A 15,191-nucleotide genomic window follows, 5' to 3' on the forward strand; every position below is an offset into this window, starting at 1 on the left:
CAGCTTGTCGCTGGTCTTATTGCAGGACTGCAAAGCTGCGCCAAGCGCCTGATGCGGGAAGTTTTGAAGTTACGCTCTTCCAAGCCCGCAGGTCGGGCGTGAATTAATCGATCTTCGCGGTTTCGCCATTGCCCGCGGCGACATCGTCCAATTCTTCTAGGATGGCGCGGTGCGCGGCATCATCCCCGATTGAACGTTGAGGGATATTGCCCTCTGCCAGCATGCTGTTGAGTGTGGAGCGAGCGCGGCCCACGCGGCTTTTGATCGTGCCGACGGCGCAGCCACATATTTGCGCGGCTTCCTCGTAAGAAAATCCGCCCGCGCCAACCAATAGCAAGGCCTCGCGCCGTTCCGGCGGCAGCGTCAGCAGCGCACGGTGCATGTCGGACAGGTGGATTGGTTCTTCTTGTCCAGCAGGCGCGGTCAGGATGCGCTCTGCCACCGTCTCATCATAATCGCCGCGAAAACGGTTGCGCCGCATATCGGTGAGATAGGCATTGCGCAGGATTACAAAGGTCCATGCGCGCATTGATGTGCCTGGCTCAAATCGGGCCTGCGCAGCCCACGCTTTCAGTAAGGTTTCTTGAACCAGATCATCGGCCATGTCGGGGCGGCCGCATAGGCCGCGCGCAAAGGCCCGCAAATGCGGTACGACCTCGGTCAGTTCGCGCTTAAAGTCAGCTTTTTCAGAGGCGCTGCGGGTCTCGACCGACATCAGCCATTCCCATTCTGGCTGGCATCATCTGGATCAGTTACATCAAGCTGAGACAGCAGATTTTTGAAGCTGTCGGGAAGCGGTTCTTCGACCACGGAATCGTACAATTGCTTTAGCCCGTCAGCCCATTGTGGCTGCTCCATAGCCTTGGTGCTTGTTGGTTTTTCCGCCGCTGCGTCAGTCGGCGATGTTTCTTTACCCGAGGCCATAATTGATCCTGATATACTCCGCGATAGGCGAAAGGCACCGGCATGTTAGGCCATATCGGTGGCATTACTACATATGAATTTGGGAACGATACGGCCTATGTATTGTTCCCCTGCCATTGACAACTAAGAGCTTGGACTGATGCAGGCGAAGGCATCTAAACGAAAAGATACTGTGCCGCTTGGCGGGGCTCGGCAATGGTTGATTGCCTATCCGAGCGCCGTGCCTGCTATCATTTTTCTCGCTATTTCCGTTGTCACCTTGCTCAGCGTATTCGCGATTGAGACAGGTGCGCGCCATAGCGAGAGCTTGCAGATCCGCAAGATCGCCGCATCCATCGCATCTGAGCTTGGCCATGAAGCCAATATTGCCGTGTCTTACATGCACGCGGGCGCTGTGGTGCTGTCCAGCAGCGGGCGGCCCACGCCGGAACTGCTCCAGCAATTTAGCACTGAGATGGAGGGGGATTTTGAAGTGCCAGGGGCAGGGCCAATGGGCTGGCTGTCGCACGCTGACCCTGCCGATGTCGACGGGCAAGCAAGCCCGATGTTTCAGGAAACTCTGGCCGCCGTTCAAGGCAGCGGCGCACCATCATCCTCTGGCAGACTGATGATTGCTGGCCCGGAGGGCGGCGAGGTTCCTGCCTTTCTGATTGTTATGCCGGTGCTGGCGGGGAATACGGCTGAGGTTGAGCCAAGGGGCTTTGTCCACCGCGCGTTTAACGCGAATATGTTCCTTGCAGCGGCGCTGGATTTGGCGATTGAAAACGATCTGGCTGTGCGCCTGTTTGACGGGATGGAGGATCAGGCTGCATTGCTTGCAGAGCGTTCTTCCACTGCCTCCACTAGCAATGTGATCGAAAAACCGATCCAGATTGCCAATCGCACTATGCGCTTGGAAGTGGCCGCGCCGACGCCTGCTTTGCTGACCCCGCTGTCTGTGGTTACTCTGCTGCTCGGTCTTTCGGTTGCCGCTTTGCTGGCAATGCTCGCGCGGATCCTGACCCGGCAAATAGCCAAGGACAACGCGCGCCTCGAATTCTTCGAAGAACAGCACTCGATCCGCAATTCACTGACTAGAGAGCTTAATCACCGGGTCAAAAATACGCTTGCAAACGTTCTTTCGCTGCTTTCGTTGACGCGCCGCCGGGCAGACAATCTGGATGACTTTGCGGAAGGGCTGGCCGGGCGGATCAGGGCTCTGTCCGCGACCCACGATTTGCTAACCAATTCAGAGTGGGGAACCACACCCATTGCCTCCGTCGTCAAAGCAGAGTTGGCGCATGTCAGTGCAGCAAGAGAGCATGAGGTTGAGATCGAAGGTCCCGATGTTGAGCTTGCCCCCAATGACGCGTTGACCCTTGGTCAGGCAATCCACGAGCTTGCCACCAATGCGGCCAAATATGGTGCGCTCAGCGATGATGTAGGCCGGGTGTCGATCACATGGTCTTTGGTCGATCCGGATTTGGCCGAAGTGGAATGGCTGGAGGCGGGCGGACCAGAGGTGAGCGAGGTGCGCGGAAGCGGTTTTGGCACGGAACTGATCCAGAAAATCGTCGCTCACGAATTAAGGCATCCGGTTGAATTGCATTTCGACACTGGCGGCGTGCGCTGCACTATGCGCGTGCCGGTTCGCCCCGCTGGCGAGTTTCAACTTCGAGATCAATTGGCAGGCTGATTGATCGGGCAGCCTGCCTAGAACATCAATCGAGCGGTTTGCTGGAGCCGAAGAACAGCGCCTGGCTGATGGCGGCGCTGACGGTGCGTTCCTCAAATGGCTTAGTCACCAGATAGGTTGGCTCTGGCCGATCCCCGGTCAGCAGGCGCTCTGGATAGGCGGTGATGAAGATCACCGGGACATCGCCAATCGCCAGGATGTCGTCGACTGCGTCTAGCCCGGATGAGCCATCGGCCAACTGAATATCGGCCAGCACCAATCCTGGGGTCTTTTCCGCGGCGACCTCGCGCGCTTGCGTGCGCGTCGCCGCCGTGCCGCAAATCGTGTGACCTAGCGATTTGACCAAATCTTCGAGCTGCATTGAGATCAGCGGTTCGTCTTCAATAATCAGCACCTCGGTGCTGGTCTCGCGGTCAATTTCGCTCACCGCCTCTTGCACCAGTCGTTCAACATCTGCTGGTTCAAGTTCCATGATTTGCGCTGCTTGCGCAGACGTGAAGTCTTCCAGTGTGGTAAGTAGCAAGGCCTGACGATTGAGCGGTGTGATTGCCTCAAGCCGCGCTTTGGCCGCTGCTTCATGCTCGCCCGCTGGTGTTTCGTCTTTGGTGACTTCCATATAGGCGCTCGCCCAGACCTTGTTGAATGCAGCGTATAATGCGACCCGGCCGCCTTCGAGCGATTGCTTCAGCGTCTCGTCAGCCAGCGCCGCCTCTAGAGTCGCACGAACAAAGGCATCGCCGGTGTTTTGCGCGCCGGTCAGCGCCCGTGCATAGCGCCGCAAATAAGGAAGATTGGTAGCAATGTCTTGGCCAAGTGGCATTGGTTCGCTTTCATTCAAGGATTTGAGCACCTTTATAGCGGGTTGGTGCACCTATTCTATAGCTTCCTTGCAGTTACGCGGCGCGCGCCCGCTTGGTTGCAACGGGTGTCATGTCAGAGATGAATGCCTGCCCTAGCTGCCGGAACGAAGGCGATCCCGGTTTGCCCGATCTGGAAGGCGAGTTTCCAAAAAATTTCAAGGCAACGGGAACCAGAGCGAAGGCGGCGCATTTTGTCTGTATCACCGCCGAGACCCCCCTCCCGTCCAAGCGGCGTGTGGTACGATCCCAAGGCCTTCACTCATCCGAGTGGAGGCCTTTTTTCGTATTCGTGCAAAGCTCTGTTGGGTTCAACGGCTGCGACGGAACCGATCAAACATGCCTTTGCGCGGGGCCGTTTTCAGCATCGCAATGAGGTCGTCTGGCCCGTATGGTTTGGTGAGGACAGGGCCGAGTTTCTGGACCGCTGGCGGAATTTCACTGGGATCGTCAGTTTGAAAAATGATGCGAGTGGCATTGCCGCCAACGGCATCGACGAGTTCCGCGACTTCCCAGCCCATGTCGCTGTCGGCCAAATGCACATCAAGGATAATCGCATCGAACGAGCCGGAGCGCAGACGTTCAAGCGAGCAAGCGGTTGAAGGACAGATGTTCACTTCGTCGACGCCTTCGTGGATCAGGGCTTCTTCCAGCACGCGGCCATGCTCAGCATGATCTTCAACCACCAGAACACGCCGAGGAAGGCGGGCTGGAGCAGCTTTGCCTTTGCGAAATGAGAGCATGCTTCACCCTTGGCTGAACTAGCGAACGACAATCTTCCTTACGGACAGATCGGCGTTCTTGTTACAGTCTGCAAGACGGAATGTCCGGGTGGTCGCCCCTAAGCTATCGGTTTTTCATAGATCGCATATTCGCGGTTGATCTCTGCCTGGATCGTGTCGGCGATCGCAACCATTCCCTGATTATCTTCCAGGATCCAACCGATCTCTGCACGCTTGGAGGCAAAGGTGGTGTAAGCACTCTCGCGAATTTCGTTGATCATCATGAAGGCCAGCTGGCTTGCCAATCGTGAGTTTTGAACCTCTTTCAGAACCCCCATCAGGGGTACTCGCATGCCTGATCCGCGCGGCCCGCGCAGCCAGCGCAGCATGTGAAACCAACCAAACGGCAGCAGCTTGCCATCAATTTTGTCTAACACATCGTTGATGTCCGGGAAGGTCAGCATGAAGGCAACCGGCTTTCCCTCAACCTCGGCAATCATATTCAGCGGTTCGAAGATGATCGTCTTCAGCTTCTTGCCTGCATAGGCGACCTCTTCCGGGGTGAAGGGTGTGAAACCCCAATTGTCTGACCATGCATCATTGAGGATCGACAGCACGATCTCTGCATCACGGTCCCAATTGGATTTGTCGACGCGGCGAATGGTGATCCGCTCGTTGCGCTTGCCCGACTTCACGATCCGCTGCACCAGCGGCGGGAAGTCTTTCGTGATGTCGAGATCATAGGTGTAGAGCGTCTTTGCGCGGCTGTATCCAACGCCTTCGATCCAGCTTTGATATTGCGCGGGATGATGACCCATCATGATCATGGGCGAATGGTCGTGCCCGCTCACCAGCAGCCCTGGCTCCTCCCACATGGCCATGGAAATCGGGCCAACGGCGCGCGTCATCCCTTGCTCAGCGAGCCAGCTCTGAGCCTTTTCCAGCAGAGCTGAACCCACGTGTTCGTCGGCCGCATCGAAGTATCCAAACATGCCGGTTCCCGGGCCAAAGCCCTGCTCGGCAGGCATGGCCAGCGCCAGCTCGTCAATTTGTGCTGAAATGCGCCCGACCATTTTTCCTTCACGGTGGGCGATGAACAGTTGCGCCTTACCGTGCTTGAAAAACGGGTTCTTGTCCGGGTTGACCAATTCCAGCAGTTCAGAGCGCAATTGTGGGACGTGGTGCGGCACGGATGCCGCAAATTCACGCCCCAAATCAACGAATTGCGCCCGCCCACGCTTGTCGCTTACCGCTTCGATGCTTATTTGCGCATTGGTCACGCAGATCGCCTTGTTCAGTCCATTGCCAAGGCGTCTGTTTGTCCCGGCAGCGGCCAACGTGCAAGAGAATCGATCACTCTTGCCAACAGGATGCGTTTGTCCTCGCCGGTAAGATCGCCTAAATGGCGGAATTGAAAGCACCGTAATGACGATGATTGAGCAACCTCTGATCCCTGCTAAGGACGTGCCCAGCGACACCGCTGGTGTGCCCACGCGTGCGCAGTTCCAGACGACCGACGACAAAGATATGCTGCGCGCCGCGCGCGACCTGACCAAGGATTTGGGCGAGGCACGTGCGGGCGTTTACTGGTCTGACATGCTGATTTCGACCGGTGTCGGATACGCGGGTATCGCAGGCGCGATCTTGTCCGGTAATCTCGCATTATCGGCCGTGTTCGGTCTGGTCGCGGCTTTGGCGCTTTACCGCTCGCTGATGTTCATCCACGAGCTTACACATATTCACCGCGATGCACTGCCTGGCTTTCGCAAGGGCTGGAACCTGCTGGTTGGCATTCCGCTGCTGACCCCCAGCTTCATGTATGAGGGTGTGCACACTATCCACCACACCCGCACGCGTTACGGCACGATTGAAGATCCCGAATATCTGCCATTGGCGCTGATGAAGCCGTGGAGCTTGCCCGCTTTTGTGTTGGTCGCGTTTCTCGCGCCAATTGCTCTGATCGTGCGCGCGGCGATCCTGGTGCCACTGGGTGCGATTATCCCGCCGGTCCGCACTTTCGTGTGGGAGCGGTTTTCTGCGCTGTCGATCAATCCCGATTTCCGCCGTAAGCCGCCCAAGGGTGAGCTGTCTCGCCAGGTGAAGTGGCAGGAGGCGGGCGTGTTCGTCTGGTCATGGGCGCTGCTCGCCGGCACGCAGGTGTTTGGCTGGCAACCACTCCTGATCGCGCTTGCTATTCTGTCGCTCACTGCGGTTCTCAACCAGCTGCGCACATTGGTGGCGCATTTGTGGGAGAACGAAGGTGAGCCGATGACGGTGACCGCGCAATTCCTCGACAGCGTGAATGTGCCGCCCCCCGGTCCGATTGCTGAGGTCTGGGCGCCTGTTGGTCTGCGTTATCATGCGCTCCACCATCTTATGCCGTCCATGCCCTATCACGACCTACCAGAGGCGCATCGGCGGCTGGCGGCGGAGTTCGGTGCAGGTTCAACCTATTCCGGTGCAAACCATCCTGGCCTGCTGCCGCTGGTTGGCCGGATCGCGCGCAGCACCATGATGCGCTGAGCGGCGACGGCTAAGGCTACTGAACTGGGTCAGCCTTTATCAGTTTAGACGCTTTGGCATCGATCTCTTGCGAGCTTTCGCCGCGGATCATCGTTTCAGAACCGCTCGCTGCGTCCCCGCCATAATCTGGCCCGCTGGTGATGTTGAGGCCTGAGGTCGCATCATTGCCGCTGCCTTTGCCATCGCCACCATCGGCAGCATCCTCTGCGCCCACGCCGAGGGCCATCTCTTCATCGGTTGGCTCATCGACATCCTCTAGCGGGATTAACTCTGCTGAGGCCTCAGCGGTTTCATCATTGCCATTGCCGCAGGCTGACAGCAGCATGGCGGCGCCCAATGCGCCGATGAGTTGAATGCACTTCATTTTTGTCCTCCCAAGGCTTGGCACTCAGCTTAGGCAGGAAGGCGGGTGTGTTCAAACCAGCTTGCGGCAAAGCGTGGCTGAGAGCGCTCATGACCACCGCGGGGCGGTCAATCGAGGAAATGGATCATCGCACAGCGGCTCTCGGCGGGAATGCCCAAAGCGACGGCACCCTCCAGCGATTCAGCCAAATGCGGACGCCCTTCAAAATTCTCCACCTCAACAAAGCCATGCCGCGCATAAAACGGCGCGTTCCAGGCGATATCGCGAAACGTATTGAGTGTGATCGCCTTGAAGCCGGAGTTGCGCGCATCAATTTTCAAAGCGCCCAGCAGGGTTGCACCAATCCCTTGCCTCTGGTGCTTTCGCGATACGCTGAGCTCGTGCAAATGCAGTTCCCTGCGAACCGGGCCAGCTTCAGCAAAGCCGACGATTTCCTCGCCAGCTACGGCGGTCAGCGAGCGTCCATGCGCTATCGCTTTGATGTGATGCTCGACGCTGGATGTAGGCGGGATCGGAATGCCCTCCAGCTCAGGAGCCTGGCGCAATAGTTCCGCTGCATCGTCTTCGACACAAAAGAAGTACTCTGCATCCTCTTTGCGCGAGAGGCGAATGGAGAACCCGCTCATTCCTCGGTCCGTATGAGAACGGTCTCACCCACAAGGAAGAACAGGAAGAACGGAGCCCATGCGGCTAGGAACGGCGGATACCCGCCAAAGCTGCCCATCGCCAGTGCGGCATTGTCGACCACGAAATAGGCGAAGCCCAGACCCATGCCGATGATCGCGCGCACGAACAATTGACCTGATCGGGCGAGGCCAAAGGCGGCGATTGCACCCAGCAGCGGCATCAAAAATGCGGATAGCGGGCCGGACAATTTGTGCCACCATTTGGCTTTCATTTCTGAGGTTCGCCGGCCAGCGGCCTCATAGGCATCGATTGTTTCTGACAGCTCGAAGAAGGACAAAGCCTCTGGATCGATCGATTCCAGGCCAATCCGCTCTGGCGAGATGCTTGTTCCAACGGTCAGGTTTTCCAGCGGCTGGCTGTCCGCGCTGCCAACCTCAAAGCTCACTGGATTTTCCAGTTTCCAGCCGGGGTTGGCATAGACAGCGCGCGGCGCAAGCACTTGCTGGCGAATGATGCCGCCCGGTGCGCGCTCATACCAGGTGACATTGGTCATGGTGATTTGTTCGCCTGTGCCGCTGAGGCTGGCGGCAGACAAAATGCTAGAACCATCGGTGAGATAGACGTTGGCCTTGATGCTGGAGGCCTCTGGTATCGGACCATAATCGGCCGCTTCCCAGGCTTTGAGTGTAGCGGTCGCCCGGGTCACTACGCGATCGTGAAAACCGAAGCTGATCACCGAAACCAGCGCGGCTGTGAGCAGCAGAGGCGAGAGCACTTGATGTGCAGAGAGGCCAGCGGCCTTCATCGCTACGACCTCGCTGTTTTGGTTCAGCGTCACCAAGGTAATGAGCGTCGCGAGCAGCACAGAATAGGGTAGGAAGCGCGATATTAGTTGAGGAATGCGCAGGCTGGCGTATTTCCAGACCTCGCTATCGCCATTGCCAGGCACCGCCAGGATGTCGCCGCTGTTCGACAGCAGGTCGAGCATCATCAACACAAGCACCAGCATCACCAGGACCGCGAGGATCCGCACGACGAACATCTTTGCCAGGTAGAGCGTGAGCGTGCGCGAAGGGAAGAAGTCGAGCTGCATATTGAGGCTATACCCTGCCTATTCCGCTGGTGATGGTTGCGGGTCAGGATCGGGCCCGCGCAGTCGGTGCGGCTTTCGCCGGTCAAACAGCTTGCGCAGTCCCTTGCCGATCTTTGCGGTACCAGTTTCCAGCGCACCAATCGCTTGCCCGCCGGGCACATGGGCGACGCGGTAATACATCCACAGGATCAGCGCGGCGAACACCACGAATGGGCCCCACAATGCGATGATCGGATCGATCCGGCCCAGCGTCGCGATGTCTTCGCCATATTGATTGATCTTGTGATAGGCGACCACCATCACAATCGAGACGAACACGCCCAGCGCGCTGGTCGATCGTTTGGGCGGGATCGCCAACGCCACCGCCAGCAGTGGCATCAGGAACATCATAACCACCTCGACCAATCGGAAGTGAAAGCTTGCCTGGCTGGCGTCACGGTCCAGCTCTGCGACATTGTCATCTGACCATCCGATCCTGAGCAATTCGGGCAGGATGTATTCTCGCTCCGCATCGCCGCGCGCACGGAACTCCTCAATCGCAGGCAGGTCTATGGGCAGGTCATGGCGGCTGAAGGACAGAACGCGCGGGGTCTCGCTGCCGGTGTCTTGGACGATGGTGCCTTCGGACAGGCGCAGGATGATCGTGTTGGGATCGTCGCTGGTCGCCAGGAACGCGCCTTCGCGGGCGCTGATCGACAGCACTTGATCCTGAGAGTTGGAGACACGGGCAAAGATGCCGATCAACCGCCGTCCTTCGTCTTCGCTTTCCTCAATTCGCAAAGCCATGCGGTCGGCCAGAGTGTTGAATTCGCCAACCTTTATCGATGCGCCCAGCGCGCCAGAGCGCAGCTCAAACTCCATCTGCTCGTAATAATATCGGCTGATCGGCTGGACATAGAACACCAGCGCCACATTGATCGCCACCAGCACGCATGTGATCGCATAGGGAACACGCAACAGCCGCCAATAGCTGAGGCCGACGGCACGCATCACATCGAGCTCGCTGGAGGTCGCCAGTTTTCTAAAGGCGAGCAGAATACCGAGCAGCAGGCCCAGCGGGATCGCGAGGCTGGCATATTCTGGGATCAGCGCACCCAGCATCTTGAAAACAACGCCAATCGGGCCGCCTTCTACTGCGACGAAATCGAACAGGCGCAGCATTTTGTCGAGCATCAGCAGCGAGGCAGCGAGCGCAAACACGCCCAGCATTGGAAACACCACCAGCCGGAAGATATATCGATCAATACTGGGAAAAGCGTTGAGCACGGGAGCTTAGCTGGCTTTCACATCCAAAGGTTTCGCGGCGTGTTCGCGCGGGTAATTGCCCTAGCGAAGCGGTGTCTTATCAAGGCCCATAGCGAGGTTTTTGACCGGGGTCATCTGCCGTCTGCGTAAGCGTCGTGGATGGTGGGGCTGCCACATAAGGCTAGCGGGCCGCGGGCTCAGTGGCCCACGCTGCCCTCACGCCTTTTCAAGCGTGCATTGCAGCGGGTGCTGGTGCTGCTTGGCAAAATCCATCACCTGATTGACCTTCGTCTCGGCCACTTCATAGGGGAAGATCCCACACACGCCGACGCCCTTTTGATGCACATGCAGCATCACCCGCGTCGCTTGCTCCAAATCCATCGAGAAGAAGCGCTTCAGAACCATCACTACGAATTCCATCGGGGTGTAGTCATCGTTCAGCAGCAGCACTTTGTATTGGCTGGGTTTCTTTGGCTTTGTGCGAGTTTTGGTCGCGACACCAACTTCGCTCTCCGACCCGTCATCGCTGTCATCGCCGGCCGACAATTGCGGCAGCAATAGAGGTGTGGTCGCATGGCTGAGGGTGAGAGGCAGAGTGTCAGTCATCATGATGTGCAATATCGGAAAGGTTGGTCCATCTGCAAGGTGCCTTGCGCAACCTTAAGGTTTTACCAAGACGATTCGCCTGATTGCCGTACAGTTTCGGCGCATTCGCCGCGCAGGCGTGCTCATTTCAGCACTTAAAAATAGAGGGGCCGGACAAACCATGATGGTCTATCCGGCCCGGCGCTTTCGCGCGTTTTCGAGAGCCAGTTGGGAGAGTGGAGAGGCTGGCTCTGAAAAGCTCTTTGTTCAAATTCGAATGTTCGAATTAGGCAGCTTTCGAGACTTTCTCAGCAGCTACGCTAACGCGGTTCGAAATTGGTGCGAACGCTTCGTTGTAAAGCTTCACCCATGCTTCGGTGCGCTTGGAACCGTAAGAAACAACCGCGTCAAAGTTGCGACGGGTCAATTCGCCCTGCATCTGGATCAGTTCGGTTGGCGACTTAACCGAAGCCATTTTTTTCACGTCTCCGGTGACGGTTTCAACGACGGTCTTGCCGGTTTCAACTTGCTCGCGGCCCATGTCTTGCATGCCTGCAAGCAGGATCTTGCCCGATTCAACGACGGCATCGACATTGGCTTTGTTGAACTCGCCAACTTCGCTTGCCAGCTCAGTGCCCTTGGCAGCGGCGGTCTTTACGCGGGTTTGGACGTCCGCAGCCAATTCCTTGGCAGTCGCGGTGATGTCGGTGTTCTTGGCAGTGGCCATGATGGTGTCCTTCAGTTTGATGACTGGATTGGTATCTGTGGTCTTCGCTGCGGCTTTTGCTGGTGCCTTCTTGGCAGCAGGCTTCTTCGCAGCGGTCTTTTTAGCGGCGACCTTCTTAGGGGCTGCCTTGCGCGCCGCTGGCTTCTTCTTCGCAGCGGTCTTCTTGGCGGCTGCCTTTTTCTTGGCAGGTGCTTTTTTCGCCGCAGTCTTCTTAGCAGCAGGAGCTGCGGCTGCTTTTTTCACCACCGCTGCCTTTGGGGCTGGCTTCGGTGCGTCGGCGTCAACCGCCTTTGGGGCAGATGTTTCGCTTACAGTCTTCTTTGCAGCAGCTTCGGCATATGCCTTCTCAGCAGCAGCATCAATCTTAGATGGGGCGTTGGTAGCCATAGTAACCTCACTTTATGTTGCACTGCACAAAATAGCGATCGCAACTGCGAAGTCAAGCATTTTTTGTGCACTGCACAATAAGCGAATAAATAACTTTAAAACAGATATTTAGCGGGTTTTAACGTAGCGTCCGGGCGCATCTTCGATGACTGTATCACCGCGTCCACCAGGCTTGCGCTTGCCCTTCACAGGTACTTTTTCCGGCGCCTGCTGATCCAGCCAGCCCAGCCAATGCGGCCACCAACTGCCCGGATGCTCTTCTGCGCTCTCGACGAAGGCTTTGAGTGATCCTGCTTCGCTATCACCCAGCCAATATTGGTACTTACCCGCTGCCGGAGGGTTCACGACGCCAGCGATATGGCCGGAGCCGGCGAGCAGGAACTCCATCGGTCCGTTGAAATGTTCGGTCAGGCGCCACACGCTTTCCGCTGGCGCGATGTGATCTTCCTTACCGGCTTGGACAAAGCTGGGCGTTTTGACCTGCGTCAGATCAATCGGTGTGCCGTCGGCCGACAGCGCATCTGGCACCACCAGCTTATTGTCGCGGTAGAGGTCGCGCAGATAGCCGTTATGCCATTTGGACGGCAGGTTGGTGACGTCGCCGTTCCAATGCAGCAGGTCAAAGGCGGGATAATCCTCGCCCAGCAGATAATTGTTGACGACGTAATTCCAGATCAGGTCCTTGCCGCGCAGCGCGTTAAAGGTCGCCGCAAGATAGCGGCCATCGAGATAGCCCTTGGGAGAGAGCGTATCGATCATTTCCAGATGGCTGTCTTTGATGAAGTGTTTCAGCTCACCGCTCTTCTCAAAGTCCACTTGCGCGGTGAAGAATGTCGCTGTTTTGACTTTGTCCGCCTCGCCGCGGCGCTCCAGCACGGCCAATGTCGCGGCCAGCGTGGTGCCTGCTACGCAATAGCCGATCGTATGCACTGCGGGCACAGACAGGCGCTCTCTCACCAGATCGATCGCTTCGATCTGCGAGCGGATATAATCATCCCATACAACTTCACCCATGCTCTCATCGGCAGACTTCCAACTGACCACGAATACGGTCAGGCCCTGATCAACGGCCCATTTGATGAAGCTCTTTTTTGGTGTCAGGTCGAGGATGTAGAACCGGTTGATCCATGGCGGGAAGATCACCAGCGGTACGTCATAGATGTCTTTGGTCGATGGGCTGTATTGAATCAGCTGAAACAGATCGGTTTCGTGCACGACCTTGCCGGGGCTCGCGGCCAGGTTCTCACCCAGGGTAAAGGCATTGGCATCTGTATGGGTCAGCTGCCCGCGCTTAAGATCTGTGATGAGGTGTTTCATCCCGCGCACCAGATTTTGCCCGCGCGTCTCAACCGTGCGCTTCATCACAACCGGATTGGTGAGTAGAAAATTGTCCGGGCTCATCGCCTCCGCCAGAGCGGTCACTGCAAATTCCAACTGGCGGCGTTTTTCCTTGTCGACGCCTTTCATCGATTTGACGGAAGCTTGGAAATGCTCCGCAAGCATCAGATAAGTCTGATGCAGCAGAGCAAAGGCGGGATACTCACTCCACGCTGGATCGGCGAAGCGGCGGTCTTTGCGCGGCAGTTGCGGTTCGCCTTTAGATGCGGCCGCGACGCCGCCAGCCATAGGCGCAGCGAACCGGCCCATTACGCCTTGCCACAATTGCAGCGTTTCCTGAGCAAGCTTGGCCGGCGCCTCCAGCGGATTGGTCGGTGCTTGCTTCAAAAGGCTTTGCGTCATCAGCATCCACTGTGCTGGATCCAAAGGATTGCTGCCTTGGGTCACCTTCTTTGCGGTTTCACTGGCCTGATAGGCGGCAAATTCGAGCCACATTTTCTGCAGCTCCGAACTGGCTTTGGCCCATTCGGCCAGCTCGCCAGCAGAGGGTGTTTTGCTAAATAGGCCGCCGCTGTTCTCGCCGCCAACGCTGTCTGCGCCCGGCGCGCCGTTGCTGGTCGCTTGCGAAAACATCTCTCGCATCGCCTCGCCCTGCATGTCGAAAAAGGCGCGAAATGGTTCGCCGCCCCCTAGCATTGTGTTGGAGGGATCGTCTTGTGACATGGCCGTTTGTGCTCCGCTTTCCCAACTCACCATAGGGGGTTTTCTGACGTTCCCCAGCAGAATAGCGAAATTGCCTTCCCACTTCGACCGTTAATCGCCTAAACTGATCTCGTGCTCCTGTCGCTATGATGATTGCGCAAAACTGGGTAAGGATCGCAATGAACGACCAATTCTACCGTATGAAGCGGCTGCCGCCGTACGTAATCGCTGAAGTTAATGCGATGCGTCACGAAGCGCGCTCGGCAGGTAAGGACATTATTGATCTGGGTATGGGAAACCCGGATCAACCTCCTCCTCAACACGTGATAGACAAATTGTGCGAAGTCGCCGCGAAACCCAATGCGCATGGCTATTCGCAGTCCAAAGGCATTCCGGGTCTGCGCAAGGCTCAGGCGAATTATTATGGTCGCCGCTTTGGGGTCGATCTCGACCCTGAGAGCGAAGTCGTGGTTACTATGGGATCGAAGGAAGGGTTGGGCAGTCTGGCCAATGCGATCACTGCGCCGGGTGACGTCGTCCTTGCACCCAATCCATCATACCCGATCCACACCTTTGGCTTCATCATTGCAGGGGCGACCATTCGCGCGATCCCAACGACGCCTGACGAGGATTATTGGCGCTCGCTCGAAAGTGCGATGAACTTCACCGTGCCGCGCCCCAGCGTGCTTGTTGTGAGCTATCCTTCAAACCCAACGGCAGAAGTTGTCGACCTTGCGTTTTATGAGCGGCTGGTTGCTTGGGCGCACGAGAACAAGGTTTGGGTCCTGTCCGACCTTGCGTACTCAGAGCTCTATTATGACGACAATCCAACGCCCTCCATCATGCAGGTGAAAGGGGCAAAAGACGTCGCGGTTGAGTTTACCAGCATGTCAAAGACGTATTCGATGGCTGGCTGGCGAATGGGCTTTGCGGTCGGTAATAAGCAGCTGATTGCCGCTTTGACCCGGGTGAAATCCTATCTCGATTATGGTGCATTTACGCCGATCCAGGCGGCGGCTTGCGCTGCGCTCAATGGCCCGCAAGACATCGTTGAAAGCAATCGTAACCTCTATCGCAAACGCCGCGATGTGATGGTGGAGGCGTTTGGCCGCGCGGGCTGGGACATTCCGTCACCATCGGCCTCTATGTTTGCCTGGGCGCCTTTGCCGCCATCGCTGGCGGAGATGGGCAGCCTTGAATTTTCCAAAAAACTGCTGACCGAGGCGGAGGTCGCCGTTGCTCCTGGCGTTGGTTACGGAGAGGAAGGTGAAGGCTTTGTACGCATTGCGATGGTCGAAAATGAGCAGCGGCTGAGGCAAGCGGCGAGAAACATTAAAAAATATTTTGCCTCGCTTGGTCTCAACGCGGGGGCGTCTTGAGATAGAGAATGGCTCAAAGAGAAATTCTTGAGTTTGGTTCGGA

16 protein-coding genes are annotated in these 15,191 nt (G+C 57.2%); 4 read left to right on the top strand and 12 right to left on the bottom strand.

What is annotated here, in order from left to right; translation table 11 throughout:
* Window positions 1–103: 103 nt before the first annotated feature.
* Entirely contained in the window at window positions 104–715 is a 612-nt protein-coding gene (locus AC0V6O_RS02780) for a sigma-70 family RNA polymerase sigma factor (RefSeq protein ID WP_472639729.1), read from the bottom strand.
* Window positions 715–924 carry a NepR family anti-sigma factor gene (locus tag AC0V6O_RS02785; RefSeq protein ID WP_486141407.1) on the bottom strand — a complete coding sequence of 70 codons (210 nt, stop codon included), beginning with the start codon at window positions 922–924 and terminating at the stop codon, window positions 715–717. Before AC0V6O_RS02785 ends, AC0V6O_RS02780 begins: the two co-directional genes overlap by 1 nt.
* Before the next feature lie 139 nt (window positions 925–1,063).
* Here AC0V6O_RS02785 and AC0V6O_RS02790 point away from each other — a divergent pair, with 139 nt between their 5' ends.
* Entirely contained in the window at window positions 1,064–2,599 is a 1,536-nt protein-coding gene (locus AC0V6O_RS02790) for an HWE histidine kinase domain-containing protein (protein ID WP_486141408.1), read from the top strand.
* Window positions 2,600–2,624: 25 nt separating this feature from the next.
* Here AC0V6O_RS02790 and AC0V6O_RS02795 read toward each other — a convergent pair whose 3' ends face one another.
* The 3 genes from AC0V6O_RS02795 to AC0V6O_RS02805 form a co-directional block, all read right to left on the bottom strand.
* Window positions 2,625–3,419, bottom strand: coding sequence for a response regulator (locus tag AC0V6O_RS02795; protein ID WP_486145472.1), 795 nt, complete (start codon window positions 3,417–3,419; stop codon window positions 2,625–2,627).
* A 348-nt stretch (window positions 3,420–3,767) separates the two neighbouring features.
* The gene (locus tag AC0V6O_RS02800) at window positions 3,768–4,199 is read right to left on the bottom strand and encodes a response regulator (protein WP_486141409.1); all 432 of its coding nucleotides are present in this window, start codon (window positions 4,197–4,199) and stop codon (window positions 3,768–3,770) included.
* A 98-nt stretch (window positions 4,200–4,297) separates the two neighbouring features.
* On the bottom strand, window positions 4,298–5,458 hold the full coding sequence (locus AC0V6O_RS02805; protein ID WP_486141410.1) for an N-acetyltransferase: 1,161 nt from the start codon (window positions 5,456–5,458) through the stop codon (window positions 4,298–4,300).
* A 151-nt stretch (window positions 5,459–5,609) separates the two neighbouring features.
* Between AC0V6O_RS02805 and AC0V6O_RS02810 the strand changes: the two genes are divergently transcribed.
* Window positions 5,610–6,701: a fatty acid desaturase family protein gene (locus AC0V6O_RS02810; RefSeq protein WP_486141411.1), complete on the top strand. Its 1,092-nt coding sequence runs from the start codon at window positions 5,610–5,612 to the stop codon at window positions 6,699–6,701.
* Between the two features lie 16 nt (window positions 6,702–6,717).
* Here AC0V6O_RS02810 and AC0V6O_RS02815 read toward each other — a convergent pair whose 3' ends face one another.
* From AC0V6O_RS02815 to AC0V6O_RS02840, 6 genes are all read right to left on the bottom strand, one after another.
* The gene (locus AC0V6O_RS02815; protein WP_486141412.1) at window positions 6,718–7,065 is read right to left on the bottom strand and encodes a hypothetical protein; all 348 of its coding nucleotides are present in this window, start codon (window positions 7,063–7,065) and stop codon (window positions 6,718–6,720) included.
* A gap of 107 nt (window positions 7,066–7,172) precedes the next feature.
* The gene (locus tag AC0V6O_RS02820; RefSeq protein WP_486141413.1) at window positions 7,173–7,691 is read right to left on the bottom strand and encodes a GNAT family N-acetyltransferase; all 519 of its coding nucleotides are present in this window, start codon (window positions 7,689–7,691) and stop codon (window positions 7,173–7,175) included.
* On the bottom strand, window positions 7,688–8,785 hold the full coding sequence (gene lptG, locus AC0V6O_RS02825) for an LPS export ABC transporter permease LptG (RefSeq protein ID WP_486141414.1): 1,098 nt from the start codon (window positions 8,783–8,785) through the stop codon (window positions 7,688–7,690). The genes AC0V6O_RS02820 and lptG overlap by 4 nt, the downstream gene beginning before the upstream one ends.
* Before the next feature lie 18 nt (window positions 8,786–8,803).
* Window positions 8,804–10,051 (bottom strand): LPS export ABC transporter permease LptF, encoded by a 1,248-nt coding sequence (gene lptF / locus AC0V6O_RS02830; protein WP_472639719.1) that lies wholly within the window; start codon window positions 10,049–10,051, stop codon window positions 8,804–8,806.
* Window positions 10,052–10,246: 195 nt separating this feature from the next.
* Complete coding sequence (gene clpS, locus AC0V6O_RS02835) at window positions 10,247–10,576, bottom strand: ATP-dependent Clp protease adapter ClpS (protein ID WP_486145474.1); 330 nt, start codon at window positions 10,574–10,576, stop codon at window positions 10,247–10,249.
* Between the two features lie 325 nt (window positions 10,577–10,901).
* Window positions 10,902–11,342: a phasin family protein gene (locus AC0V6O_RS02840; protein ID WP_486141415.1), complete on the bottom strand. Its 441-nt coding sequence runs from the start codon at window positions 11,340–11,342 to the stop codon at window positions 10,902–10,904.
* Here AC0V6O_RS02840 and AC0V6O_RS02845 point away from each other — a divergent pair.
* A complete protein-coding gene (locus tag AC0V6O_RS02845) occupies window positions 11,341–11,841 on the top strand; it encodes a hypothetical protein (RefSeq protein WP_486141416.1) in 501 nt (166 codons plus the stop codon). The two genes, AC0V6O_RS02840 and AC0V6O_RS02845, sit on opposite strands and share 2 nt — an antisense overlap.
* Here the strand turns inward: AC0V6O_RS02845 and AC0V6O_RS02850 are convergent.
* Entirely contained in the window at window positions 11,838–13,823 is a 1,986-nt protein-coding gene (locus AC0V6O_RS02850; protein WP_486141417.1) for a PHA/PHB synthase family protein, read from the bottom strand. The two genes, AC0V6O_RS02845 and AC0V6O_RS02850, sit on opposite strands and share 4 nt — an antisense overlap.
* Before the next feature lie 125 nt (window positions 13,824–13,948).
* Between AC0V6O_RS02850 and AC0V6O_RS02855 the strand changes: the two genes are divergently transcribed.
* On the top strand, window positions 13,949–15,148 hold the full coding sequence (locus AC0V6O_RS02855; protein ID WP_486141418.1) for an LL-diaminopimelate aminotransferase: 1,200 nt from the start codon (window positions 13,949–13,951) through the stop codon (window positions 15,146–15,148).
* The last annotated feature ends 43 nt before the right edge of the window (window positions 15,149–15,191 follow it).

The organism is Erythrobacter sp. JB2-19 (genome assembly GCF_057365005.1).